We start from the raw sequence: 25,648 nt of genomic DNA on the forward strand, positions 1-25,648 counted from the left end.
GGTGAGCGCGAAAAACGGAGTGCGGGCGAGACGAAAATCGGGCAATCATGGAGGAATGGATACATCGGCGGCAATATCGACTCACGGCATCGTCAACGAGGCGAGTGCCATTCGAAGCATGGTCTCGCTCACCGGCCAATTCGCGTCTCTCGTGCTAGTGACCGTGTGCCGCCTTTCGTGATCGATGTCGCCGCACCGCGTCACGGTTGGAACAGACAGTCCCGCAGTATCGTTGACGGCCCGTTCTGGATACGTCCGCGAACGCGGTGCTGCAATCTTCGGCCGCGCACCGACCCAACCGCGACATTCCGCGCCCAGTGAGATGAAGTGCAGTTCCCACGCTGACCAGGGCCCGAATTACTGACCCCAGGGCGATATTGGGGTCTCGATAGTGGATGTGCCACCCATCTCCGGCGTGGTTGGTCAGACGCGGGTAAGCAGACGCGCGGGTAAGCAGACGGTTGAGGATTTCCGCTCGAGATTCATCTGTGGAGGCGTCGACCACCGTCGACCATTCGGCCAGAAAAGCCATCGTGTCCACCAGGTCGGCGTCATCGGGGACGGTGTCGACAACCAACCCCGCCTCGACGCAGCGCCGTCCGAGTTCCGCGGCCGACTCGGGTGGAGAATTGAGCAAGCCGACTCCCAAATGCACGGCATACGTTCCGTAAGGGTTGATATGCATAAGACCATTACAGCACAGTGGGGTTATGCGTAGCCACGAAAACCTTTCCCATAGCTGGGCAACAGTCTCTCGTCACAACACGAGCGAAGGAGCGATCAGCTACCAGAACTGCGCATGCGGAGCCCAGCGGATTCTCTCATCATGCATCTACGAGCCAGGAATCCTCGCCCTCGTCAGCGCCCGATGAGAGCGCATCTGGTGCGCATTATTCTCCGATTCGGAGCGGTTGCCACCGACCCTGCACTCGGTGGCGCCGGAAGGAATCATCCGCAGCTAGAGTGCGGCATCCGGTCCCCTTCGGCTTACTTCGTGAACAAGCCGATGCACTCCACGTGGTGCGTGAGCGGAAAGGCGTCGAATGCACGCATTGCCTCGAAGGTGTACCCAGCCTCGCGATACAGACCGACATCTCGAGCGAACGACGCTGGATCGCAACCGATGTGAACGATGCGCCGCGGTGAACGTGATGCGACCCTCGAGACGACCTCTTTGCCTGCACCCGCGCGAGGAGGATCGAGCACGACGACGTCGGGAGCATCCAGCAGCTCGACCACTCGTTCCACTCGGCCAGGTTCGAACGCCACTTGCGTCACGTCCTGCAGCGCTGCGGCGCCGTCCGCTGCCGCCCGTCGAGAGAATTCGACACTGACCACCCGGCCGTCGGCGCCGACACTGGGCGCCAGGCTGGCAGCGAACACTCCGACCCCGCCGTACAAGTCCCATGCAACAGATCCTGCATTCGGCAGCGCCCATTCGGCTACGACATCGCTGTACATCTGTGCGGCCCCGCGATGTGCCTGCCAGAAGCCGCTCGCATCCAGTTCCCACTCCCGGCCTGCAACGAATTCGTGTGCCCGTCCGCTACCGACGACGGTGCGCTGCGTCCGCTCCTGCGCCGACGCAGACCGTCGGGCGGACGCACCACGCCTGCCCGGCGAACGTCGCCCCGTTTTCGACACCGCCGCAGGCGCAATCTCGATCACGTGACGTTCGCCTGTACCGTCGACCGCCACTGCAAGCTCCGCGCCCGGACGCCACTTCTCCTCGTTCAATCCGTCCAGAGCACCCGACACCACCTGGGGGCACCCGAGCTCGGTCACGATGGTCGAACTGCGGTAGCGGTGAAAACCCGCGCGTCCGGCAAGGTCCACGGTCAGCCGAACCCGGCTTCTCCACCCGGTTCCATCTCCCGTGAAGGGCAATTCCTCCACCTCGATGTCACGCTCGAGGCCCGCGATACGACGCAATTGCTCGCTCACCACGGCCGCTTTCATGGCCCGGCCCGCAGCCAAGGTCGCGTGCGAGTAGTCACAGCATCCGGATCCCCCTGGACCGGATATCGGGCAGAGAGGCGCGATTCGATCCGGTGATGCGACGATGATCTCCACCGCATCCGCTCGACAGAACGACCCACCGCGGTCCTCTGTCACTGCGGCACGGACGATCTCGCCCGGCAGTCCGTGGCGCACGAACATCACGCGGCCCTCGTGGCGCGCAACGCAAAACCCTCCGTGCCCCGGCGCCCCGAGTGTCACTTCGATGTTCTGGCCTACCCAGTTCTCGCTCATGGTGCTCATTTCGGCGTCGGCGGTTCGTACCCGCGGCGGGACGCACCCGGAGCGTTCTGGATGGACTCGCGTCTCGCCTTCTCCGACGAGTGCAACTGCCACGGGACGCTGGTCACCATCACTCCCGGCTGAAACAGCAAGCGACTCTTCAATCTGAGGGCACTCTGGTTGTGCAGAATCTGCTCCCACCAGTGTCCGACGACGTACTCGGGTATGAACACGGTCACGACGTCGCGCGGCGAATCCCGGCGCACCCTCTTGACGTAGTCGAGGATAGGCCTGGTGATTTCACGGTACGGCGACTCGACGACCTTGAGCGGTACCGTGACGTCGCTCGCTTCCCACCCCCGAACGAGTGCACGTGTGTCCTGTTCATCGACGTTCACGGTGATGGCTTCGAGTGTGTCCGGCCTCGTTGCGCGCGCATATGCCAACGCACGCATCGTGGGCATATGCAGTTTCGACACCAGCACGATCGAGTGTGTCCGACTCGGCAGGACGCCGTCCCACTCTTCGTTCTCGAGCTCGCGTGCCACCGTGTCGTAGTGCTTGCGGATCATCCGCATCAGAACGAATATCGCGATCATGGCCACGATGGCAATCCATGCGCCTGCTGCGAACTTCGTGATCAGCACGATTACCAACACGGTGGCAGTCATGGCCAAACCGATGCTGTTCACGATCCGCGAGCGGAGCATGTGTCGACGTTGATTCGGGTCCTTTTCATTCCGCAGCAAGCGAGTCCAGTGGCGAATCATTCCCGTCTGACTCAGCGTGAACGAGACGAATACTCCGACGATGTAGAGCTGAATAAGCTTCGTCACTTCGGCACCGAACACTACGACGAACGCGATCGCGGCGCCTGACAGAAACAGAATGCCGTTACTGAAGGCGAGGCGATCGCCACGCGTGTGCAGCTGACGCGGAAGGTAGCGGTCTTGAGCGAGAACCGATCCGAGCACCGGGAATCCGTTGAATGCGGTGTTCGCGGCCAGTACGAGGATGAGCGCAGTGACGACGGTGATGAAGAAGAAGCCGATCGGAAAGCCGGAGAAAACGGTTTCGGCCAACTGGGCGATCAACGTTTTCTGCTGATAGCCGTCGGGGGCACCGATCAACTGCTCACCGGGATCCATCGCGTACTTGATGCCGATCTTCTCGGCCAGAATGATGATTCCCATCATCAGAGTGATGCCGATGACGCCGAGCATGAGCAAGGTCGTCGCGGCATTCTTCGACTTCGGTTTGCGGAATGCGGGCACGCCGTTACTGATGGCTTCCACACCGGTCAGCGCAGCACAGCCGGAAGAGAACGCTCGTGCGATGAGGAAGGCGAAGGCGATTCCGTACAAATTCGAGTCCTCGGCTTTCAACTCGAAGACTGCCGAATCCGCTTTCAGATCCTCACCGAACACGTACACCCGGATCAGCCCCCACGCCAGCATCAACACCATGCCGACCATGAATGCATAGGTGGGAACGGCGAACGCCGCGCCGGATTCTCGGATTCCTCGCAGGTTGATCGAGGTGATGAGCACGATCGCCACGACGGCGAACAGCACCTTGTGTTCGGCCACCAGCGGCACAGCCGAGCCGATGTTCGATGCCGCGGCCGATATCGAGACCGCAACGGTCAACACGTAATCGACCATCAGCGCACTGCCTACCGTGAGTCCGGCCGTGGGTCCGAGATTGACCGTCGCAACCTCGTAGTCGCCGCCGCCGGAGGGATAGGCGTGCACGTTCTGCCGGTAGCTAGCGACCACGACAGCCATCACGACACACACGGCAAGGCCGATCCACGGCGTCAACGCATAAGCGGAGATACCGGCGACGGAGAGGACGAGAAATATCTCCTCCGGCGCATAGGCCACCGAGGACATGGCGTCCGAAGCGAAAACGGGAAGCGCGATTCGTTTGGGAAGTAGGGTATGACCGAGCTTGTCGCTGCGGAACGGCCTACCGAGCACTAGCCGCTTGGCGGCGGTCGAAACCTTGGGCACGGTGCAAAGCGTAGGCCGTCCGAATACCGCAACACCACCGGCGCGTCCGAAACCCGCCGTACAAGTCCGGTGGGCATCCACAGCACTCCTGAAATGCCCGAATTTACGTATCGCTGCACCGGCTGGGCTCGATCGTCGACGCGCAGCCGGTTACCTTGTTGTACGAGCACCGAGAGTCACCGGCCCCTGCCGAAAGACGAATCGACGCTATCCGAACGGAGCTGGAGCCTGTGTACGTAGTAGTGATGGGGTGTGGCCGCGTCGGCGCATCGCTGGCCGGTGCGCTTCACCGAATTGGCCACGAGGTGGCGGTCATCGACCGGGACGAGAACGCATTCCTCCGACTGGATCCAAGCTTCGAAGGCCACCGCATCATCGGGATGGGATTCGACAGGGACGTCCTCGTGCGCTCCGGCATCGAGAAGGCCGAAGCATTCGCGGCCGTCTCCTCCGGTGACAACTCCAACATCATCGCCGCACGCGTCGCGCGCGAGACATTCGGCGTCGACAAGGTGGTCGCTCGCATCTACGACGCGAAGCGTGCGGCGGTATACGAGCGGCTGGGGATTCCCACCGTGGCAACGGTCCCCTGGGCTACCGATCGATTCCTTCACAATCTTCTGCGCGACGATCCGACGACCAAATGGCGTGATCCTTCGGGCAACGTCGCGGTTGTTCTACTCGACATTCACGAGGGGTGGATCGGCAAGAAGCTGGCGCTCCTCGAAGAGTCGACTCGTTCACGCGCGGCATTCCTCATCAGATTCGGCACCGGGCTACTACCCGACAAGCGCACGATCATCCAGGCGGACGACGAGATCTATATCGCCGCGGTGTCCGGAACGGTTGCCGAAGCAATCGCGCTGGCAGCCAATCCCCCGCCTTCCGACGACTAGTTCACATCCGCACCGAGACGAACGGGAACCCATGAGAGTCGCAATCGCCGGCGCCGGCGCTGTCGGCAGATCCATTGCCCGAGAACTGATTCGCAGCGAACACAAGGTCATGCTGCTCGAGCGCAAACTCGACCACGTCGAACCCGAGGCGATTCCGGAAGCTGAATGGGTTCTGGCCGACGCCTGCGAGCTCTCACTCCTCGAAGCGTCGAACCTCGAAACCTACGACGTGGTGATCGCAGCAACGGGAGACGACAAAGCGAATTTGGTCCTGAGCCTGTTGGCCAAGACCGAATTCGGTGTCAACCGAGTCGTCGCGCGCGTCAACGATCCTCGGAACGAGTGGCTCTTCGACGGATCGTGGGGCGTAGACGTCGCGGTGTCCACCCCGCGCATGCTTGCCTCGCTGGTCGAGGAGGCCGTCTCGGTTGGCGATCTGGTTCATCTCATGACCTTCCGCAAAGGGCAGGCCAACCTGGTGGAGATCACTCTTCCGGAGAACACTCCCCTGGCCGGCAAGCCTGTTCGAAAGCTCTTGCTCCCCCGTGACGCCGCGCTGGTGACCATTCTTCGTGGCGGCCGTGTCATCGTCCCGCAGCAAGACGATCCACTCGAAGGTGGAGACGAACTGCTGTTCGTAGCTTCCGTCGAAGTCGAGAACGACCTACGCGCCGCGGTCGGCCTGACCAACATCGCGACGGGTTGATCGATCGTCAGTTGGTTCGTTCACTTCGTCGATCGCTCGATCGGCCCGCCGAACCGCCCAGACCGTGACCAGTAGCGCGACGCCAGTCAACGGCCAACCCATGCCGATACGTGCGACGGCCAGCCAACCCGTTTGGTCGGCGTCGTACAACTCGGACTGCACGAGATAGCGCGCGCCGAAGACAAGTGCCCAGGCGAACGTGGCGATGTCGTAGGAGTGAACCGACCGACGGTGCCCACGCCACTCGGTCCCTTTGCCGTTCAGATATCCCCACGCCACCCCGACGAGGGGCCATCGAACGAGCATCGACGCCAGGAACACGGCCCCGTACAGCAGGCTCGTGTAGATACCGAAGAGGAAATAGCCTTTGGCGTCGCCTGTTCGGTACGCGATGAACGCACATATTCCGACACCGAAGAATCCCGAAATTGCCGGCTGAATCGGGTTGTTCCGCACCAATCTCCACACCAACACACCCAGTGCGATTGCGAGGGCCGACCAAATCCCGGCGGCAAGCCCGAACCTGCTGTTGACAGGTACGAACACCACCACAGGAAGAGTCGAGGACACCAAACCGGTCAAACCGCCGAGTTGCTCGAGGACAGTTTGCTTGCTCTCTTCGTCCAGACTCGCCGCAACATCGACGACGTCGGAGTCCGTGCGCTCGACCTGATGGTCTACCGGCGAGCCCGGGTGACCCAGCGAGCTTTGCTCGGGCCCGCTTCCATCGGCGGGAACGTCGAGCTCGGGGCGTATGTTCTGGCCACCCATCGGGCGACTGTCTCTCTCGGTCACATCATCGAGCGTGCCACATCAACGCGGTCAGGAGTCGTCGCGGAGTTCGTAGTACGGGTTGTAGACGATTTTTCGGCCGTTCCGCTCCCCCACCCGGCCTCGGATGAGAACGGTCTTGCCTGGCTCGATTCCGGCGATCTTTCGTCGGCCGATCCACACCAACGTCACCGGATCGGTGCCATCGAAGAACTCGGCTTCGATGTTTGCGTTTGCTGCCTTGGAGCATGCTTCTACGCTGCGCAAACGCCCCAACATCGTGACTTCTTCACCCCTGGAGCAGTCACAGGCACGGCGAGCGCCCGAGGCCTCCGAGGTTTCCGCCATCTCTTCGGCATCGAGCTGATGGATGTCCTCCGTCAACTTACGCGTGAGCCTGCGAAAATATCCTGCGGCAACGGGTGCCATGGTGCGCTCCTGGAAGCATCTGCGACGAGTTACATCGCTGTGAAGACCTGTACCAACGCCACTGTAGCCCCGCGTGAGGCCGACGGCCAACCTCCAGTTCAACTGCGTCCGCGAGGCCGAATCGTCCGGTCGACGGCGCGTGGATGTCACCGGGCACAATCACCGGAATGAACGTGACGAGACCGGCAATTCACGTGGTCGTCCTACCTGGCACCGGATCGGATGCGGAGTTCGCATTCGACGCATTCGCGTCGGCGGTAACGGCAGCAGGAGCCACGATCGAGGCAGTGAGCCCCAAACCCATCGGAATCGTTGCGTCTTACGAGGAAGCGATGTCTGCAGCGGCACACCGACATGGCCGGATCATCGTCGGCGGCATCTCGATAGGCGCAGCCGTGGCACTGTCCTGGGCACGCCGTCACCCACAATCGGTGATCGGAGTTCTGGCAGCCTTGCCGCCCTGGATCGCCAAGCCGGCCGACGCACCGGCGGCACTCAGCGCGAGATACACGAAGGAACAACTCGACGCTTCCGGCCTGGACGCGGTGACCGCGGCGATGGAAGCGACGTCTCCACCATGGCTGGCGTCGACTCTCCGGCGTTCATGGGCCTCGCAATGGCCCGATCTTCCCCGGGCTCTGTCAGAGGCAGCCGCCTACGTGGCGCCCGATCTCGACGAACTACGCAGCACGCTCGTGCCCACCGCAGTGATAGGTGCCATCGACGATCCAGTCCACCCGATCGACGTTGCGCGGACTTGGCACGAACAGATTCCGGACTCACGCCTGTCCACTGTCACCCTTGCCGACATCGGTACCGATCCAGGAGTGCTCGGTCAACGCTCGATGCAGGATCTGACGAGCCTCCTCGACTGACATATAGGCCCGTCGCAACAACTTTGCTCAGTTACCGGGCGGTCAGCGCGAACGAGGTATCAGCCTCCCAGCTGCTGCATTGCCGACCCCGAGGAGCCTCGACGCGGACCTTCTGTGGGTTTTGTCTGGTTCGCAGGCGCGGCGGAGGGCTGCGGTTGAGCCGGCGCCTCCTGTGACTCTGTTCGCGCCTGCTCGGCCTGTTGCTGCTGCGCCGCGGCGAGTTGCGCGGTCAGGACGGCAGGAAGGATCACCGGGAGCGGGGTGCGCACGGGATGAGGCTCGGTACCGCGATCGACCACAGTCTGGGCAAGAACGTCACGCGCGATCTGCACGAGAGGAGAGTTGTTGTCGACCGCGCCCGACGGGCCCGCCAGAACACAACGGACCATCCACCGATAGCCGTCGACTCCGATGAATCGCAGATCCGCGTTCGATGTCACTCCGTGCAGCTCCCGTCCCCAAGGACCGGTCTCCATACTGACTGCGGACTGATCCGAGCGAAGCGAGGTAGCCAAATCGGCAGCAACCTCGCGCCATTGGCCGGGCGACTTCGGTGCGGCGTAGGCCGCGATGGTGATCCGGCCGTGCGCAGTGACGACATGCACTGCCTGCGGTGCGCCGGCCTGGTTCATCTCCACCTGCAACTGGCCTCCGGCTGGCAAGGGCACCAGTACCGACCCCAGGTCCAAACGTGTCTGGGCCAGAGTGTCGCGATCTTCGTCCAATTCGGTGAGGTCGAACGGACCGAGATTGGGGTCCGCGTGCTCACCGACGCTTTCGTCGCGCGCGGCGGTCGCGGCGTCGAGCGAATCGTCCCCGCCTGCCGAGCTCGAGTTGTCGACGGTGTCTTCGTCTCCGAAGAACCCACCGGTCGACACTTCTTCCTGCGCTGCGGTCTTCTTCCGCCGTCCGAACATGATCAGTTCTCTTTCTCTGCGAAATCAGTGCATTCTCTGCGAGTCAGGGTCTTATGTCTGTCGATTGGAAGCGATGCGAAGGCCTGCGTGCCCACCACTCGACCCGTAGCCGCCAGTTCCTCGTACCGTGTCGTCCAGAATCTCGACCTCGACGAAGGACACCAATTCGACCTTCTGCACGAGGAGCTGAGCTATCCGGTCCCCACGGACCAGTTCGATGCTCTCACTGGGGTCGAGGTTGATCAGGCACACTTTGATCTCGCCTCGGTATCCGGCGTCGATAGTTCCCGGTGCATTCACGATCGAGAGCCCGGACTTCGCCGCCAGACCCGAGCGTGGATGAACCAAGCCCACCGTTCCGAACGGAAGAGCCACTGCAATTCCGGTTCCCACCACAAGGCGTTGACCGGGAGCGAGGGACGCATCGGCCGTGATGTGCAGATCTACTCCAGCGTCACCTTCGTGGGCTCGCTTCGGGATCGGGAGGTCCGGGTCGAGTCGTTTCAACGCGACTGTCGGTGGACCGACTTCGCCGATGTCGGCTGAGGCACTGTTGGGATCGTCGCTCACGTGCACCGAGACTACGCTGCCGCGACGCTCGGTCCTTCTCTTCCCTTGACGTACGGCTCTACGTGTTCGACCGAGATGCACGTATCCTGGATAGGTGCCACAGGAACAACATCACGATCTCGAACCCGAAGCCGCCCCGGAATCCGCAAAGGGCACTGTCGTCTATACCGAAAAACTGTGGGTTCCACTGTGGTGGTGGCCGGCAGCGTTGGCTGTCGGTGCACTGCTCGCAGCCGAGGTTCACATGGGCGCGCCGGGAGTGCGGGCATGGCTTCCTTATGTGATTCTGCTTCCGTTCCCGATCTGGGCTTTGTACTGGTCGAGCAGAATGACCGTCGAGGTGGTTCGCGACAACGACGGAGCTGGTGAGCTCCGTGTCGGACGCGCTCACCTACCTCTCGATGTGATCGACAAGTGCGCTGCAATACCGGCGACAGCAAAAAGTGCGGCGCTGGGAAGGCAGCTGGATCCCCTTGCCTTCGTTCAGCACCGCACCTGGGTCAAACAAATGGTGTTGATAATTCTCGACGATCCCGATGACCCCACCCCCTATTGGCTGGTCAGTACTCGGCGTCCGGAAGACCTGTTGGCCGCCTTGGCTCAGCCCACCCCCGAAGACCATTCGTAACGGTCTTGGCTGAGCCACTCGACTGTTCTCGCTCGAGGCCACGTGCCACGGCGAGCTACATCGAACCGAGCTGCTCGTACGTCAGTTGTTCTGCTCGTCGACCGCGTTCTCGTGCTCGGTCATGCAGCGCAGTCTCTACAGACCAGAACGCCGCCCGCGTCACTTGCCAATCGGCTCCGGTGATGGACGAGGAAGCAGCTCGAACATGTGAACTCGTCAGCCTGCTTCGGCACCACGCGAACCGATAGCTCTTCCCCGGACAAGTCCGCGCCCGGAAGTTCGAATGATTCTGCTGTGTCTGATTCGTCCACATCGACCACAGCGGACTGCGCCTCGTTGCGGCGTGCCTTCAGCTCCTCGAGCGAATCCTCGGAGACATCGTCGGATTCTGTTCTTCTCGGTGCGTCGTAGTCGGTTGCCATTGTTCCTCTAACCCCTCGTTCTCTTGCATGTTTCCGGTGGTTGCTGCGGGCGACGTCCTAGCATGATCGCCAGCTGTGATGAGGGCGCTTACGTTGCTCCCACCGTCCTGGTTCTTTTCGGTCCGCACTACTGGACCGTGTTGCCGTTCGAGCTTTGTTCCTGCAACTTCACTTACACTGCGCGACTGCCCGCCAAGCGAGAACTCCGCGAGACGAACTACTCCGCGAGGTGACCGAGTCGAGGCGTCCGAAACTACATCGGTTGATGCCCGAATAGCTGTAATCGAAACCTGATCGACACCTCACCAATCGCTCTTGCAGTCCACCGAATCGGCTTCGTTCTGAAACCACCGGGGCCGCCAGACAATAGCCGAGCGGGGAGAGAATAGCTAGGCCGAATCGCCGTCCTGCCTATTTTCACCTGACCAATCCGCAAGAACAACCCCGAGCGCCAGTACATTCCGCGAGCACTACGAACCGGCGCCGACGGTCGACCGAACAGCCCGAAGACAGCCCGAGTGTGCACCTCCGGGCAGCGGCAGTGCCCTTCGTTTCTCTCGCCAACTACAGTGGGCGTGCGCCGACACTCGTTCGACTCGGCGCAGCTTCGATTCTGCCGACGGAAAGGCTTTCCACACCGTGGTTTCTCTGATCACCGAGGGCCGATCGGCCGACGACCAAGGCCGTCCCTTTCGACGTCGGCGAGCGTTTCCTATTCTGATCGTGCTGCTCGTGCTGGCGCTTTTGGGCGTCGCCACCTGGATCCGGGTGTTCACAGCAGGTGAGGCTGCCACCACAACCGTTGCATGCAATGCGCCATCGACAGCACCTGCGAGCGACGGCACGGTGCCCGCACCGCTCGGCGAACGCGTCGACCCATCGACCCTGCTGGAAGTGGAACCGGCACCGGTCGCGAATACGAAGGTTCGGGTGTTCAACGCCAACGGCGAACGCGGACAAGCGGCAACGGTGGCCGCCGAGCTCAGCGACTACGGATTCGCGAGCGCGCCGGACGTTCAGGTGGGTAACGATCCCGTCTATCTGGATCAGAACATGCAGTGTCAAGGTCAGATCCGGTTCGGCTCGGCTGGGACAGCTGCTGCGAGCACGATGTGGCTTGCTGCCCCCTGCGCCGAACTGATCCAGGACGGACGCCCCGATGACACCGTCGACTTGGCCCTGGGAACGTACTTCAAGGATTTGCAGCCGAACCCGGACGCACAGTCGGTCCTGCAGTCGCTGGCAGGAGTGAGCCCCGGTGCTGCCCCTGCTCCGCTCGATATCGACCTACTCGCGGCCGCGCGCAAAGCTCCCTGCTGACCTGGGATCGGCCGTGGGACTCGTTCAATCGGCCGGAATCGGATCCAGCGCACCCAGACTCCGCAACGTTTCGATGAACTCAGCTGCGATACCGGGTGCGACCGCGACGGTGACCGCGCCACCCGAGCTCGTGGAGTTGGGATGGGGCACGAGCACTGTCGCACCTGCCTCCTCGGCGATGAGCGAACCCGCGGCCCAATCCCACGGGCTCAGTCCGTGTTCGAAATGGGCATCCACCGAGCCGGACGCCACCATGCACAAGTCCAGCGCTGCGGATCCGATCCGCCTGATATCGCGAACCAACGGAAGCAATTCGCCGATGATGCGGCCTTGGACGGTTCGCAGAGCCGATCCGTATCCGAAGCCGGTTGCGACCAGGGCAAGAGACACCTCGACCACCGGATTGCACACCAATTTCGTTGTGAAACCGTCGGACTGGGTCACAGTTGCGCCATGCCCGCGCACCGCCGTATAGATCTGTTCCCGTGCCACATCGACCACGACTCCGACGAGGCTGACACCGTCGACCTGCGCAGCTACCGAAATCGCATAGGCGGGTATGCCGTACAGAAAATTCACTGTTCCGTCGATCGGGTCGAGCACCCAACGGACTCCGTCCACCGAATCGGTGGCTCCCCCGCCCTCCTCGCCCAGGATCGGGTCACCGGGTCGACGCTCTGCCAGCATTACTCGAAGCAAGTCCTCTGTTTCGGTGTCGACGACTGTCACCGGATCCGTCGGAGTGCTCTTGGTCTGCACCGATTCGTCGCTCTCCCCTACCGCTACGGCTGAAGCACCGGGACCGAACACCTCGGGCCGCCTCGTACGCACATGGGCAGCGGCAGCAACGGCAATTTCGCGTGCAACCTCCATCAACTCCTTTGTGAGAGTGGAGCTCGAATTCGACGACGACAAGTCCTGCGGTACACGTGGGTTCGACACCCGACCATCGCATCACACCGCTCGGGGCAACACCACTCGGCGAGATTCGCGAAGGCCGTCCAATTGTCGAGCCGCCGACACATCGTCCACCGGATTGGACATCGAGGATCTATTCTCGGTGGTACAACAGTCTTCGAATACGCAAATTCCAATACATGAATTCACTGCACGATCCTCGACAACAGGAGTACGCGGCACATGACAGAGGCAGGTTCGGTACCGATCACAACCGACAGTGCACATCGGCACGGCTTCGGTGTCGACGTCGGCGGCAGTGGAATCAAGGGTGGGATCGTAGACCTGGTCACCGGGGAGTTGGTCGGTGACCGGTACAAGATCGAGACTCCACAACCCGCGACCCCGGACGCCATTGCGGGCGTCGTCGCGCAGATCGTGCAGCACTTCGGCTGGACGGGATCGATCGGCGTGACTCTTCCCGCCGTCGTTACCGGCGGTGTTGCGCGCTCGGCAGCAAATATCGACGAATCGTGGATCGACACCGATGCAAGGGCGCTGTTCGCCAAGGCGATCGGCAACGACAACATCACCGTTCTCAACGATGCCGACGCTGCAGGAGTGGCAGAAGACCGCTTCGGTGGAGGCAAGGACAAAACCGGTGTCGTCGTGCTACTCACCTTCGGCACCGGAATCGGGTCCGCGGTTCTTCACAACGGGGTGTTGCTTCCCAATACCGAGTTGGGACATCTGGAGGTCGACGGTAAAGAGGCGGAACACCGTGCCGCATCGTCGGTGAAGGAGTCCGAGGATTTGTCCTACAAGGAGTGGGCCAAGGAAGTATCGAAGGTCCTCGCGACGTTCGAGGCACTGCTATGGCCCGATCTTTTCATTGCAGGCGGGGGAATAAGTCGCAAGAGCGAGAAGTGGATCCCGCACTTGACCAACAGAACACCAGTGGTGGCAGCCACTTTGTTGAACACCGCAGGCATCGTCGGTGCGGCTCTAGCAGCCGACACAGCGAGCGATACAGCCATCGACCGGTAACAAAGTTCCTGTGGGTCGTTACAATGGGGGAAGCCGGTCTGCACGCCGGCACATTCGACAAGACCTCTCCGCCGGAAACCACTCTGGCGTGACGCCGCACGACACCGTCACGAAAGGGCGTACGTGGCAGCCACCGATATTCGTCAGACCGTAGATTCAGCATCGGAGTCTGCGTCCACTGCACCTGCTGCGGAAGCACCGACCGGCACGACCCTGGAGGTCGGAGCTGCACCAGCGGCAAAGGTCGCGTCAGCACCGGCCAAGAAAGCCGCCGCCAAAAAAGCTCCCGCCAAACGCGCAGCAGCCAAGAAAGCACCCGCGAAGAAAGCACCCGCGAAGAAGTCCACCGCAGATACGACCTCCGCAGATACGACCTCCGACGCTGATGCTCCCGGCATCGATGAGATCGACATCTCCGAAGGAGATCTCGCCGAGGCAGCCAACGACGTCGTCGAGGTTGTTGCAGTGGGCGCAGACACCGAAGAAGAGACGACCACAGAACCCACTGCAGAGGACAAAGCGTCCGGAGACTTCGTCTGGGACGAAGAGGAGTCGGAGGCACTTCGTCAGGCCCGTAAGGACGCCGAACTCACCGCTTCGGCCGATTCGGTCCGCGCGTATCTGAAGCAGATCGGCAAAGTTGCACTTCTCAACGCCGAAGAAGAAGTCGAGCTCGCCAAGCGAATCGAAGCAGGCCTCTTCGCCACCGAGAAGATGCGCGAGTTCGCCGAAAAAGGCGAGAAGCTACCCGTGGCCGCGCGACGCGACTACACCTGGATCTGCCGCGACGGTAACCGCGCAAAGAATCATCTTCTCGAGGCGAACCTCCGACTTGTCGTATCACTGGCCAAGCGGTACACCGGCCGCGGGATGGCCTTCCTGGATCTCATCCAAGAAGGAAACCTGGGACTGATTCGTGCCGTCGAGAAGTTCGACTACACCAAGGGTTACAAGTTCTCCACTTACGCCACGTGGTGGATCCGTCAGGCCATCACCAGGGCCATGGCCGATCAGGCACGTACGATCCGCATCCCGGTGCATATGGTCGAGGTCATCAACAAGCTCGGCCGTATCCAGCGCGAGCTCCTTCAGGACTTGGGCCGTGAACCCACCCCCGAAGAGCTCGCCAAGGAAATGGACATCACGCCTGAAAAGGTTCTCGAGATTCAGCAATACGCTCGTGAGCCGATCTCGCTCGACCAGACGATCGGCGACGAGGGCGACAGCCAGCTCGGCGATTTCATCGAGGACTCCGAAGCTGTCGTCGCGGTGGACGCCGTGTCGTTCACGCTGCTTCAGGATCAACTCCAGTCGGTACTCGAGACACTGTCCGAACGAGAGGCAGGTGTCGTACGTCTCCGCTTCGGTCTGACCGATGGTCAGCCTCGCACTCTGGACGAGATCGGTCAGGTCTACGGCGTGACACGCGAGCGTATTCGACAGATCGAGTCGAAGACGATGTCCAAGCTTCGGCACCCATCCCGTTCGCAGGTACTTCGCGACTACCTGGACTGATTTTCTACCGTCAGCGCAGGAGGCCGTCGTCCACACAGTGGGCGGCGGCTTTTCGCGTATCTGTCGGCAAACCTCGGTGCGTCATCGGTTCGGCAGGGACAGGGAGTAGTCGGTCAGAGCTTCGGAGGCCCGAATTTCCCATCTGCGTTGGGGGCATAGTCGACGACTCCGACTATTGCGGACGTGGGCAGCGGCCCGTACAGATGTGGAAAGTGCATCGCTTCCGGATCTCCCGGCACTCCGGGCTCCCAGCGCACGATCGATCCGAGACGATCGGGGTCCACGACAAGCAGGACAATATCGGAACGTCCCGCAAACAGTCTGTTGGCGGGTAGCTGGACCTGCTCCGCTGTGGACAGGTGCACGAACCCGATGTCGTCGAAACCGGGCGGCCGGATCTCGTTCGAAGCGCGCACCGACAGCCATTCTTCGATGCTGCACATGTGAAGCAGAACGAGCGAGGTGTCGGTCACGTCGTCATCGTACGAGACAGGTACGCCGACACGACTCGTGGACAATCGTTCACATCGCACGTCCGGCGATGTGGTGGCCGAAACGCCGGTCGTCCACGAAATGGAATCAGCTGTAAGCGAACGCAATTTTCGGCAAACCCCAACTGCCAGGGGCTTTCCGCTCGGTTCTTGTTAGTGACAACACAAAGAAACACCCACGGGAACAACGCGTGACTGCCAAACGTCTGAGAGAGTGTACGGACCGCGCCATACCGACGCGGCGGACCGGCCCCAGGCGATCGCTTGATACCGAAAGCCAGTACGGAGGAGTCATGCCCGGAACATTGACCAGCCCACAATTGACAGCGACCGACCGGTGCGACCGGTGCGGCGCAGGGGCTCGTGCACGCGTTGTGCTCTCGACCGGTGGAGAACTCCTGTTCTGCGGCCATCATGCCAAGGAACACGAGGACCGACTGCGTGAAGTGAACGCAACAGTGATGACCGAATCGGACTCCGCAGTGTAACCGGCTCGCTCGTATCGGACGGCGCATGCGCCGACGAATCGACAGTCATTTCGAAACCATAACGGGTGGCCACGAGAAGTCGTGGCCACCCGTTCTGCGTTTCGCCCGGAATCCAGCTTTTGGGCGTCACATCTTGCGTAATTGAACGATCCGCTCGCTCAGCTGATCCGCGGTGGCCATAGCGGTCGGTGGCCCGCCACAGATGCGCCGTAAGTCCCCGTGAATGATCCCGTGAGGCTTTCCGGTGCGATGGTGGTACACAGCAACCAAACTGTTGAGTTCACGACGAAGCCCGGCCAGCTGGCCGGCCGAGGACGCACGTTCGGACACCGCTATCGGAGCGGGGACGGATAGCCCAGGTGCTGTCGGCTTGTCGATCTGTTCCTGCTGGCGTTGACGAAGCAGATCTCGCATCTGCTTGGCATCCAACAGCCCGGGAAGACCGAGGTAGTCGGCTTCCTCGTCGCTTCCCGAGAACGTCGCGGTCCCGAAAGACGATCCGTCGTAGATCACCTGATCGAGCTCCGCGTCCGCACCCAGCGAGGTGTACGCCTTCTCTTCCTCGCCTAGTTCGTCTTTCTGCTTGTTGGCATCGGCGAGCAACTCGTCGTCGAACCCGTCCTTTTCGCGGTGGGGCTTACCCAAGACGTGGTCGCGCTGCGCCTCGAGCTGACTTGCCAAGTCCAACAGGACCGGCACCGACGGCAGAAAAACGCTCGCGGTCTCCCCCTTGCGGCGTGATCGAACGAAACGACCGATGGCCTGAGCGAAATAGAGCGGCGTCGATGCGCTCGTCGCGTACACACCCACTGCCAATCGCGGAACGTCGACCCCCTCGGACACCATGCGGACCGCAACCATCCACTGCTGGGTGCTTTTCCCGAACTCGGCGATCCGCGCCGACGACGTCGGGTCATCGGACAGGACGATCGACGGCGATTCCCCGGTGATCACCTCGAGCAGCTTGGCGTACGCGCGCGCAACGGTTTGGTCGGTTGCGATCACGAGTCCGCCTGCGTCCGGCATGCCTCCGGCCCTCAGTTGCCCGAGTCTGGTGTGTGCAGCCAACAGCACAGCAGGCATCCAGTCGCCCTGCGGGTCGAGAGCTGTGCGCCAGGCGCGTGCGGTCTGCTCGGCACTCAGGGGCTCACCCAGACGTGCGGTGAACTCTTCACCGGCGTTGTCACGCCACCGCGCCTCACCCGAATACGCGAGGAACACGACCGGCCGTACGACGCCGTCGGCCAAAGCCTCCGAATAGCCGTACGAGTGGTCGGCGCGTGAACGCATCAAACCCTCGTCGTCCGGTTCGTAGTTGATGAACGGAATCGGGCTGTCGTCGCTGCGGAAAGGCGTACCGGTCAGAGCCAATCTGCGCGTTGCGTCACCGAAGGCCTCGCGGATGCCCTCGCCCCAACTCTTTGCGTCACCACCGTGATGGATCTCGTCGAGGATGACAAGAGTGCGCCGAGCCTCGGTGCGCACCCGATGGCGGAACGGGTGTGAAGCGATTTGGGCATAGGTGACGACCACACCGTGGTAGTCACTCGAAGTCTGACCGGTCGAGTTGGAGAAGCGAGAGTCGAGCGCAATTCCCACGCGAGCAGCAGATTCCGCCCACTGGTGCTTCAAGTGCTCGGTCGGGGCGACGACGGTGATCTGATCGACGGTTCGGTGCGCCAACAACTCCGATGCGACGCGCAAGGCGAAAGTGGTCTTACCTGCTCCCGGCGTCGCGACCGCGAGAAAGTCCTTGGGTGAGCTCACCAGATATCGGGTGAGTGCGCGCCTTTGCCATGCGCGCAGCGGCGCACCACCTGCCGAACTCTCGGTGGGTGCGGTTCTCTGGTCTTTTGATTCGGCTTCGGTCATGTCAGCGCTCACTGGCCCGCCGGTTCCTGGCATTCGATCGAATTCCTCGCGCTCTCGGTTGCCCTGCAGTTCCCGCCGTGGAGCCTATCGCTCTGCACCGACCGATCTCGCATCGGAAGGAGCACCCGAGGGGGCCGCTCGTTCGACTCCTTCAGCGACACGAGGGGTGTAAACGGGCACTCCGAGCCTCGTTCAGGAATGCTGGAGAGACCATGAGTGATTCTGCAGGCGAAACACCACCAAGCGGGCAGTTGTCCAAGAGACGGCCGCTTCGATCCATGTGGGTTGTGACGCTACGCACACTGGGCAAGTCCTGGGACGACTCGATCTTCAGTAAAGCTGCAACTGCGGCGTTCTGGCAGACGCTCTCGCTTCCGCCGTTGTTGCTCGGAGTACTCGGCAGTCTCGGGTTCGTCGCCGGCTGGTTCGGTCCCAACACCATCGACATCATCGAGTCGAAGATCATCACGTTCAGCCGCACGGTGTTCAGCGACAGCGTCGTCGACGGCATCATCACTCCGACAGTGCAGGACATACTCCAGCAAGGGCGAGGCGAGGTCGTGTCCGCCGGCTTCGTCCTGTCGCTGTGGGCTGGATCGTCGGCGATTTCCACGTTCGTCGATTCGATAGTCGAAGCGCACGGCCAGCAAGATGCACGTCACCCGATTTGGCAGCGAGTGTTCGCACTGCTGCTCTACATGGCGTTTCTGATCGCAGCAGTATTCGTGCTGCCGCTGGTTGCGCTGGGCCCTACGTACGTGAAGCAGATCCTCCCGGGTTCATGGTTCGAGATCGGGAGCGAACTGATCGACTTCTTCTACTACCCCGCCGTCGGATTGCTTCTCATCGCCGGATTGACCACGCTCTACAAGGTGGCGCTGCACACTTCGCTGCCGTGGCACCGACTCCTCGGGGGAGCATTACTGGCGGGAGTGTTCTTCATGATCGCCAGCGCGGTGCTTCGCCGCTATCTGACCTGGATCACCGGAACCGGTTACACCTACGGCGCGCTCGCAACTCCCATCGCGTTTCTGTTGTTCACATTCTTCCTGGGCTTCGCAGTCGTTCTCGGCGCAGAGTTCAACGCAACCATCCAAGAGTTCTTCCCTGCGCGGGCGACCAGGATCGACCAAATGAAGGGATGGCTCGCCGCGCAGGCAGATTCCGAGGAGTCGGGGCCGGTGACAGCGGTCGCGTGGAGGTTGGCCACAGGCCCCATCCGGGTGGGACAGGACAGGGGCCGATCGAACAGATCCAAGGAAACGACGGCAATTCCCGCCTCGCCCGACACCTCGGCCGAACCCGACGGCCCACCGCAGCCGGGTCCTACTCCGAAGGTGCCGCCGTCCGGCGATCACCTGTCGGATCCGGCGTGCGGTCAGTCGCCCTTCTTCAATCCCTCGTAGACCTTCTTGCAGTCGGGGCACACCGGCGAGCCGGGCTTCGCCGATTTGGTCACCGGAAAAACCTCACCGCACAGCGCGACGACGTGTGTGCCCATCACGGCACTTTCGGTGATCTTGTTCTTCTTCACGTAGTGAAAGAACTTCGGTCGGTCGTCTTCCGTGGTTTCGTCCGGCGCGATTTCGGGGCGGTCTTTCGTCTGAGTGCTCATGATTCGATTATTCCGCATCCGTCGTGATGAGACGAACGACGCCGCTGAGTGCATTCCGGGTGAGGTAGTGCCACAGTGGAGGGATGACGAGAACCCAGGGGTTTTCCGGCCCGGCCGAGAGTGGATCGGCCCGTAACCCCGCATTGATCACCGAGGCGCAGCAATCGGTCGAAGATCAGCACAAAGCTCGAGTGCGGAAATACATGTTCATCATGTCTTTCCGTATCCCCGCGCTGGTTCTCGCCGCCGTGTCGTACAGCATGTGGACCAATCCTTGGATTGCGATGGCGATCGTCGGGGTCTCCATTCCGCTCCCCTGGATGGCGGTTCTCATCGCCAACGATCGCCCACCGCGCACCAGGAGCGAAGTGAGCCGCTACGACGGCCGACACGTCGAGTCGACACAGATCGAGGCACGCGCCCATCGCGTCATCGATGCAAGCGAAGACTGACCGGCACGACGGGTGGACACACCGGTGCTCGCTGCCTGAAAGACTGTGCCGGTGACTGCGACACTGCTTTCTGCATGCCCATCTCTCCGACAAGCTTTCGAATCGAGTTCCTACGACGCCGACAGTCTTCTCGAAGCACTTGGCGATGACGCCCACGCCGCCCTCATGCGTAGCGAACCTGTTCCCGTGCGACGCGAGAGCCAAGATCGTGGGCGCCTGGGTGTTCTGATTCGCCTGTTCCTACTCGTCGACGACATCGAAGAGTTCGACGCTGCCGAAGCTCTGTCCCCGCTTTCGCTCGACGACGCTGTCGCAACGGGAATCGTCGAGCGGGTCGAACCTGATCGCGTGCGTGCATTGCTCGATATTCGACCACTCGATGCCGGATACGGCACCCGCTGGATCCTCTCCGATCTCGACGGCAGTATGCGCCGAACTCCGACCGCCACCGATCACGTCCTGGGTGTCGGTCAAGCATCGCTCTCGCTACTTCGCGGAACTCCGACCACCCAGGTAGGCGACGTCCTCGATGTCGGTACCGGATGTGGAGTGCAGGCGATCCACGCGGCCCAATACGCCCACACCGTGACCGGTACCGACATCAGTGAGCGCGCGATGCTTCTCGCCGAGGCAACGTGCGCTCTCAACGGCATGAACATCGAACTGCTGCGTGGATCGTGGTTCGAGCCCGTCGAGGGTAGGACCTTCGATCGGATCGTTGCCAACCCGCCGTTCGTCGTCGGGCGCGGAACGATCGAACACAGCTACCGCGATTCGGGGATCGATCTCGACGGGGCGAGCAGACTGATGATCGAACAGGCACCGAACTACCTGAAGCTTGGTGGTACTGCCGTCATTCTGGCGTCCTGGATCCACGTCAGCGGCGAGGACTGGCGCGCGCGTGTTGCATCGTGGATTCCCGATCACGGTGTGGATGCGTGGATTGTGCAACGCGACGTTGCCGACCCGGCACTGTACGTCGGTACGTGGTTGCGAGACGGAGGGGTCGATCAACGGGACGTCGCAGGTGGGGTTCTGGCAGAGTCCTGGCTCGAGCACTTCGCCGAGGCCGAGGTCGAGGGCATCGGATTCGGATTCGTCTATCTGCGCAAGACCGACCTGCCGAGCGATGTTCTGGCCGAGGACCTTCACCACGCATTCGAAGATCCCCTGGGTGACGAAGCGATCGCCTATTTCGACAGAGTCGCCTGGCTTCGTGAAAACGATCTCGCTGGCGCCGTGTTCAGGCTCGATCCTGCGACTGCCCTCGAACGTGTCTATCTGCCGGGCGAGGATGGGTGGAACGAGGAGGTCGTCCGTGTGTACCGGGGAAACGGCCCGAACTGGCAGCACGAGATCGATGAGTTGGGCGCACGCTTGCTCGCGGGAATGCGACCGAACGGTCTGGCGCTACGCGAACTGGTCGCGCTGCTGGCCTCAGCGAACGATCTCGACGAGACCGACCTACTGGTGGGTTCCGTCAAGCTGATCACCGGCCTGTTCCGTCATGGACTCCTCGCGCCCGAGGGTGGAGAGGACTGAGTTCCAAGACTGAACCTTCTCAGCAACTTCTCAGGACGTGTACGCGATAGACCCTGGTCAAGCGGGTATCAGCGGGTGGAGCGTGGGAACTTTTCGGGGACACCCGGACGTTGATCCCTAAGAGACACCACCGATCAGGAGGCAAGTCATGACCAGCCCCAGCACTACGACCCGCCCACGTCCGACCGACGCCGATCTCGACGCACAGAGCCCGGCTGCGGATCTCGTTCGCGTCTATCTCAACGGCATCGGTCGCACCGCGCTGTTGACTGCGGAAGAGGAAGTGGATCTCGCCAAGCGTATCGAAGCTGGCTTGTATGCGAAGAATGTGCTGGAGAACACCAAGCGCTTGACGGCGGCCAAAAAGCGCAAGCTGGCGATCATCGTTCGTGACGGGAGTGCTGCTCGAAGCCATCTACTCGAGGCGAACCTACGTCTCGTGGTGTCCCTTGCGAAGCGATACACCGGACGTGGCATGCCGCTGCTCGATCTGATTCAGGAGGGGAACCTCGGTCTGATTCGCGCTATGGAGAAGTTCGACTACGCCAAGGGCTTCAAGTTCTCCACCTACGCGACCTGGTGGATCCGGCAGGCCATCACTCGCGGAATGGCAGATCAGAGCCGGACCATTCGGCTACCAGTACATCTGGTCGAGCAGGTGAACAAGCTGGCCCGGATCAAGCGTGAACTTCACCAGCAACTCGGTCGCGAGGCCACCGACGACGAACTGTCCAGCGAATCGGGAATTCCCGCCGCGAAGATCGCCGATCTTCTCGATCACAGTCGCGACCCGGTCAGCCTCGATATGCCCGTCGGAAGCGATGAGGAAGCCCCACTCGGCGACTTCATCGAAGACTCCGAAGCTACTTCCGCTGAGAACGCAGTGATCGCCGGACTTCTTCACAGCGACGTCCGCACAGTGCTCTCCACGCTGGACGAGCGCGAACAACAGGTCATTCGCCTGAGGTTCGGCTTGGATGACGGGCAACCCCGCACGCTCGACCAGATCGGCAAATTGTTCGGACTCTCGCGCGAGCGCGTTCGTCAGATCGAGCGCGAGGTAATGGTCAAGCTTCGGCAGGGTGATCGAGCGGAGAAGCTGCGGTCCTACGCAAGCTGAAGTCTGTCCGACCGCACCACTTCAAGACTGCACCGACGACTGGCGCACCGTGAAAACTCCCGCTGCCACCACCCCAGATGTGGGTGGCCGAGTCGACTTCCTTCCCCCTCAAGGAATGCCGACTCGGCCACCGCTTTCCGCAGAACGAGAAGCCATTCGCGCCCGTAACACTCAGCGCAAGCGTCGCGGGCCGAGGTCGTTCTTACTCGGCTGGGGTCCGAGACGTACGCGTGCATCGGTGATCTGAGCACCGTGCGCCGACGCCAGAACCGGTTCGCATGCCAGTTCTCTGATCTCGGGGATATCGTCGGCCATGGCAGACACTCGCTGAACAAGGTCCACGAGCGCGCTCTTGTCAACCGGGACTGCATTGCGGTACCCGGACAACAATGGAGCTGCCTTCGGTGCGTCGATCAACTGCACCGCTTCGTCCTCGGTCAACGGCAGCACGCGATATGCCCTGTCTCCCAGAAGATCGGATATCACTCCGGCCAATCCGAACGAGATCAGCGAACCGAAAGACGGATCGTCCTGAACCCGCACCACACACCCGATGCCTTTTGCTGCCATCTTCTGGACGTGGAGCAGCGGCTCGCCAGAATCGGCCGCGAGCGCGCGATAAGCAAGACGTGTGGCCTCGGGGCCGGTGAGATCCAGCCGAACCCCACCGAGGTCCGGTCGATGCCTCCACTGCGCTCCTGTCGCTTTGACCGCGACGGGATAGCCCAATCCCTCACCGGCAGCGACGGCTTCGTCCTCATCTATCACCGAACGAAACTCCGTTATCTCTATCCCATAGCACCTGAGAAGCTCGGCGGTCTCGAAGTCCGAAAGCCATCGAGTGTGTTCCTGAGCCGACCAGTCACGAACCAATGACTGTGCACGTTCGGAATCGATACCGCCCGGCCGCAGGGGTGTCGACACAGGCCTGCTCCGCCATGCCGCGTACCGCCAGGCCTTCGCAAGTGCCGTCACCGCACGCTCCGGGCTCGAATACGAAGGCACCGATCCGCGGATCGGCTGTCCGAATTCCCCGCGCACGGCCAATACGTCCGGTATCCCCTCGGTCGCGAGGAACGTCGTCAGGACGGGTTTGTCGGCACCGAGAACTGCATCGCCGAGAGCTTTGGCGAACGGCTCGACCGTGACCGCCACCGGTGGCACGAAGACGACGATGACCGAATCGACGTCGCCGGCGGCGAGGGCACCCGCCACCGCGGCCGCGAATTCTTCCGGGCCGGCCTGTGGACCTACGTCGATCGGCACTCCCGCGTGCAATCCATCGGCACGCGCAGCGTCCACGGCGAGAACTCCGAGGGCAGTCGAGTTGCCGACGACGGCGACGCGTGGCCCGGAAGGCAGTGGTTGGTAGCCGAACAGAATTGCGCAATCGAACAACTGCGCAATGGTGTCGACTTGGATCACGCCTGCCTGCTCGAACAACGCCTTGACGATGGAATCATCGATTGCAGGTCCTGTTGCCAATGCCGGCGGCACAGCGCCTCGGCCGCTTTTGACCGCGATGATGGGCTTGTTACGGGCAACGCGGCGTGCGATGCGGGTGAATTTGCGTGGGTTGCCGAAACTTTCGAGGTACAGCAGAACGACCTCTGTTTCAGGGTCCGAATCCCAGTACTGCAGAAGATCGTTGCCCGACACGTCCGCGCGGTTTCCCGCCGAGACGAATGTCGACAGACCCAATCTGCGTTTTGCTGCCTGGTCGAGAATTGCGATACCGAGGGCTCCCGACTGACAGAAGAACCCGACGCGCCCAGGCATCGGAAGGCGCGGAGCGAGGGTTGCGTTGAGGGCGAAGGCCGGGTCGGTGTTGGCGACGCCCAGCGCGTTGGGTCCGACGAGTCTCATACCGTGCGCCCGCGCTGCGTGAACCAATCGGCGCTCGTTCTCCTGGCCCGCTTCACCGGTCTCACCGAATCCACCCGACACGACGACGAGAGCTTTGACGCCTTTGTCGAGACAATCGTCGAGGACGTCGTCGATCGCATCGGCAGGAACGGCTGCGATGGCCAGATCCACTGAATCCGGAATGTCGTGCACCGACGGGTAGGCGCGAACCCCACGCACCGACTTGTGATCGGCATTGACCGGGTACACCGGTCCGGTGAAGCCGCCGGCAAGGAGGTTGGCCAACACCGCATTTCCTACCTTGGAACTGTCGGTCGAGGCGCCGATCACTGCGACGGAGGTCGGACTCAACACGTTTCGGACACTGCGTGCCTCGGCAGCTCGCTCGCGCGAATTGCGCACCGACAGCAGCGCCTCACTCGGGTCGATGGCGAACTCCAGACGCAGCACGCCCCCTTCGTAGCTTCGGCTGACCTGATATCCGGCTTCGCGGAAGACGCTGACCATGTTTCGGTTCTCGGCCAGCACCTCGGCGACGAACATCCGGACGCCGTTCTCTGCCGCAGCACCTGCGAGGTGTTCGAGCAGGATAGGGCCGAGCCCGCGGCCTTGATGCGAGTCGGCGACGACGAATGCGACCTCCGCAGAGTTGCCATCCCCCTCCGGCAGACGTTCGTAGCGACCGACCGCGATGATGTCGTCGCCGAGTATTGCCACGAACGCGACCCTGGAGTGATGGTCGACCGTAGTGAAGTTGAGGACGTCGCGCTGCGGCATGGTGGGGTACGGGCCGAAGTAACGCAAATATCGAGTGCGCTCGGACAGCCCACTGTGGAACTCGATCAGCGCCTTCGCGTCGGACGGCACGATCGGGCGCAGATGCACCACTCCCCCGTCCGAGGCCAGTACGTCTACGACCCAGTGCTTCGGAAAGGTCGTTTCCGAGCGCACAC

25 protein-coding genes are annotated in these 25,648 nt (G+C 62.0%); 12 read left to right on the forward strand and 13 right to left on the reverse strand.

The features are described from left to right. Positions 1 to 154 precede the first annotated feature (154 nt). From BJI47_RS08285 to BJI47_RS08295, 3 genes are all read right to left on the reverse strand, one after another. Entirely contained in the window at positions 155 to 685 is a 531-nt protein-coding gene (locus BJI47_RS08285; protein ID WP_176224733.1) for a CGNR zinc finger domain-containing protein, read from the reverse strand. A 302-nt stretch (positions 686 to 987) separates the two neighbouring features. After that, positions 988 to 2,253, reverse strand: coding sequence for a class I SAM-dependent RNA methyltransferase (locus tag BJI47_RS08290; protein ID WP_088943313.1), 1,266 nt, complete (start codon positions 2,251 to 2,253; stop codon positions 988 to 990). A gap of 5 nt (positions 2,254 to 2,258) precedes the next feature. Next, positions 2,259 to 4,256 carry an APC family permease gene (locus tag BJI47_RS08295; protein WP_088943243.1) on the reverse strand — a complete coding sequence of 666 codons (1,998 nt, stop codon included), beginning with the start codon at positions 4,254 to 4,256 and terminating at the stop codon, positions 2,259 to 2,261. 230 nt (positions 4,257 to 4,486) lie between these two features. On the opposite strand from BJI47_RS08295, the gene BJI47_RS08300 reads away from it, so the two are divergent. Beyond that, positions 4,487 to 5,152, forward strand: a complete 666-nt coding sequence (locus BJI47_RS08300; RefSeq protein ID WP_176224734.1) for a TrkA family potassium uptake protein — start codon at positions 4,487 to 4,489, stop codon at positions 5,150 to 5,152. A 31-nt stretch (positions 5,153 to 5,183) separates the two neighbouring features. After that, positions 5,184 to 5,858: a TrkA family potassium uptake protein gene (locus tag BJI47_RS08305; protein WP_084348742.1), complete on the forward strand. Its 675-nt coding sequence runs from the start codon at positions 5,184 to 5,186 to the stop codon at positions 5,856 to 5,858. Here BJI47_RS08305 and BJI47_RS08310 read toward each other — a convergent pair. Both BJI47_RS08310 and BJI47_RS08315 read right to left on the reverse strand, forming a co-directional pair. Next, positions 5,817 to 6,485, reverse strand: a complete 669-nt coding sequence (locus tag BJI47_RS08310; protein WP_176224744.1) for a DUF3159 domain-containing protein — start codon at positions 6,483 to 6,485, stop codon at positions 5,817 to 5,819. The two genes, BJI47_RS08305 and BJI47_RS08310, sit on opposite strands and share 42 nt — an antisense overlap. Positions 6,486 to 6,680: 195 nt before the next feature. Beyond that, positions 6,681 to 7,058: an OB-fold nucleic acid binding domain-containing protein gene (locus tag BJI47_RS08315; RefSeq protein ID WP_084348979.1), complete on the reverse strand. Its 378-nt coding sequence runs from the start codon at positions 7,056 to 7,058 to the stop codon at positions 6,681 to 6,683. A gap of 167 nt (positions 7,059 to 7,225) precedes the next feature. Here BJI47_RS08315 and BJI47_RS08320 point away from each other — a divergent pair, with 167 nt between their 5' ends. Then, on the forward strand, positions 7,226 to 7,933 hold the full coding sequence (locus BJI47_RS08320) for an alpha/beta fold hydrolase (RefSeq protein WP_088943314.1): 708 nt from the start codon (positions 7,226 to 7,228) through the stop codon (positions 7,931 to 7,933). 59 nt (positions 7,934 to 7,992) lie between these two features. Here the strand turns inward: BJI47_RS08320 and BJI47_RS08325 are convergent, their stop codons facing one another. Both BJI47_RS08325 and dut read right to left on the reverse strand, forming a co-directional pair. Then, on the reverse strand, positions 7,993 to 8,850 hold the full coding sequence (locus BJI47_RS08325) for a DUF3710 domain-containing protein (protein WP_088943246.1): 858 nt from the start codon (positions 8,848 to 8,850) through the stop codon (positions 7,993 to 7,995). A 51-nt stretch (positions 8,851 to 8,901) separates the two neighbouring features. After that, positions 8,902 to 9,387: a dUTP diphosphatase gene (gene dut / locus BJI47_RS08330; RefSeq protein ID WP_088943315.1), complete on the reverse strand. Its 486-nt coding sequence runs from the start codon at positions 9,385 to 9,387 to the stop codon at positions 8,902 to 8,904. Between the two features lie 208 nt (positions 9,388 to 9,595). Here dut and BJI47_RS08335 point away from each other — a divergent pair, with 208 nt between their 5' ends. After that, entirely contained in the window at positions 9,596 to 10,048 is a 453-nt protein-coding gene (locus BJI47_RS08335) for a DUF3093 domain-containing protein (protein WP_254900462.1), read from the forward strand. A gap of 119 nt (positions 10,049 to 10,167) precedes the next feature. Here the strand turns inward: BJI47_RS08335 and BJI47_RS08340 are convergent, their stop codons facing one another. Continuing rightward, positions 10,168 to 10,470 carry a DUF4193 domain-containing protein gene (locus BJI47_RS08340; RefSeq protein WP_084348736.1) on the reverse strand — a complete coding sequence of 101 codons (303 nt, stop codon included), beginning with the start codon at positions 10,468 to 10,470 and terminating at the stop codon, positions 10,168 to 10,170. Positions 10,471 to 11,109: 639 nt separating this feature from the next. Here BJI47_RS08340 and cei point away from each other — a divergent pair. Further along, complete coding sequence (cei, locus tag BJI47_RS08345) at positions 11,110 to 11,790, forward strand: envelope integrity protein Cei (RefSeq protein WP_088943248.1); 681 nt, start codon at positions 11,110 to 11,112, stop codon at positions 11,788 to 11,790. Positions 11,791 to 11,814: 24 nt separating this feature from the next. On the opposite strand, the gene BJI47_RS08350 is transcribed toward cei, so the two are convergent. Beyond that, positions 11,815 to 12,663 carry an inositol monophosphatase family protein gene (locus tag BJI47_RS08350; protein WP_088943249.1) on the reverse strand — a complete coding sequence of 283 codons (849 nt, stop codon included), beginning with the start codon at positions 12,661 to 12,663 and terminating at the stop codon, positions 11,815 to 11,817. Positions 12,664 to 12,930: 267 nt separating this feature from the next. On the opposite strand from BJI47_RS08350, the gene ppgK reads away from it, so the two are divergent. Both ppgK and BJI47_RS08365 read left to right on the forward strand, forming a co-directional pair. Beyond that, positions 12,931 to 13,734: a polyphosphate--glucose phosphotransferase gene (ppgK, locus tag BJI47_RS08360; RefSeq protein WP_088943251.1), complete on the forward strand. Its 804-nt coding sequence runs from the start codon at positions 12,931 to 12,933 to the stop codon at positions 13,732 to 13,734. Between the two features lie 123 nt (positions 13,735 to 13,857). After that, on the forward strand, positions 13,858 to 15,249 hold the full coding sequence (locus BJI47_RS08365) for an RNA polymerase sigma factor (protein ID WP_088943252.1): 1,392 nt from the start codon (positions 13,858 to 13,860) through the stop codon (positions 15,247 to 15,249). Between the two features lie 113 nt (positions 15,250 to 15,362). Here BJI47_RS08365 and BJI47_RS08370 read toward each other — a convergent pair whose 3' ends face one another. Beyond that, a complete protein-coding gene (locus tag BJI47_RS08370) occupies positions 15,363 to 15,692 on the reverse strand; it encodes a DUF952 domain-containing protein (RefSeq protein ID WP_088943316.1) in 330 nt (109 codons plus the stop codon). A 341-nt stretch (positions 15,693 to 16,033) separates the two neighbouring features. On the opposite strand from BJI47_RS08370, the gene BJI47_RS08375 reads away from it, so the two are divergent. Further along, on the forward strand, positions 16,034 to 16,228 hold the full coding sequence (locus tag BJI47_RS08375; RefSeq protein WP_084348730.1) for a hypothetical protein: 195 nt from the start codon (positions 16,034 to 16,036) through the stop codon (positions 16,226 to 16,228). 126 nt (positions 16,229 to 16,354) lie between these two features. Here BJI47_RS08375 and BJI47_RS08380 read toward each other — a convergent pair whose 3' ends face one another. Next, positions 16,355 to 18,100: a DEAD/DEAH box helicase gene (locus BJI47_RS08380; RefSeq protein ID WP_088943253.1), complete on the reverse strand. Its 1,746-nt coding sequence runs from the start codon at positions 18,098 to 18,100 to the stop codon at positions 16,355 to 16,357. A 212-nt stretch (positions 18,101 to 18,312) separates the two neighbouring features. Here BJI47_RS08380 and BJI47_RS08385 point away from each other — a divergent pair, with 212 nt between their 5' ends. After that, on the forward strand, positions 18,313 to 19,506 hold the full coding sequence (locus BJI47_RS08385; RefSeq protein ID WP_088943254.1) for a YihY/virulence factor BrkB family protein: 1,194 nt from the start codon (positions 18,313 to 18,315) through the stop codon (positions 19,504 to 19,506). Here BJI47_RS08385 and BJI47_RS08390 read toward each other — a convergent pair. Continuing rightward, a complete protein-coding gene (locus BJI47_RS08390; protein ID WP_084348727.1) occupies positions 19,479 to 19,715 on the reverse strand; it encodes a DUF3039 domain-containing protein in 237 nt (78 codons plus the stop codon). The genes BJI47_RS08385 and BJI47_RS08390 overlap by 28 nt on opposite strands. An 83-nt stretch (positions 19,716 to 19,798) precedes the next feature. On the opposite strand from BJI47_RS08390, the gene BJI47_RS08395 reads away from it, so the two are divergent. The 3 genes from BJI47_RS08395 to BJI47_RS08405 all read left to right on the forward strand — a co-directional run bounded on the left by BJI47_RS08395 (position 19,799) and on the right by BJI47_RS08405 (position 22,829). Continuing rightward, a complete protein-coding gene (locus tag BJI47_RS08395; protein ID WP_088943255.1) occupies positions 19,799 to 20,167 on the forward strand; it encodes a DUF3099 domain-containing protein in 369 nt (122 codons plus the stop codon). 51 nt (positions 20,168 to 20,218) lie between these two features. Further along, positions 20,219 to 21,709 carry a class I SAM-dependent methyltransferase gene (locus BJI47_RS08400; RefSeq protein ID WP_088943256.1) on the forward strand — a complete coding sequence of 497 codons (1,491 nt, stop codon included), beginning with the start codon at positions 20,219 to 20,221 and terminating at the stop codon, positions 21,707 to 21,709. A gap of 148 nt (positions 21,710 to 21,857) precedes the next feature. Continuing rightward, positions 21,858 to 22,829, forward strand: a complete 972-nt coding sequence (locus BJI47_RS08405; protein ID WP_088943257.1) for a sigma-70 family RNA polymerase sigma factor — start codon at positions 21,858 to 21,860, stop codon at positions 22,827 to 22,829. 171 nt (positions 22,830 to 23,000) lie between these two features. Here BJI47_RS08405 and BJI47_RS08410 read toward each other — a convergent pair whose 3' ends face one another. Further along, positions 23,001 to 25,646, reverse strand: coding sequence for a bifunctional GNAT family N-acetyltransferase/acetate--CoA ligase family protein (locus tag BJI47_RS08410; RefSeq protein ID WP_254900463.1), 2,646 nt, complete (start codon positions 25,644 to 25,646; stop codon positions 23,001 to 23,003). Positions 25,647 to 25,648: the final 2 nt, after the last annotated feature.

Source organism: Rhodococcus sp. 1168 (assembly GCF_002091955.1).
GTDB lineage: Bacteria > Actinomycetota > Actinomycetes > Mycobacteriales > Mycobacteriaceae > Rhodococcoides.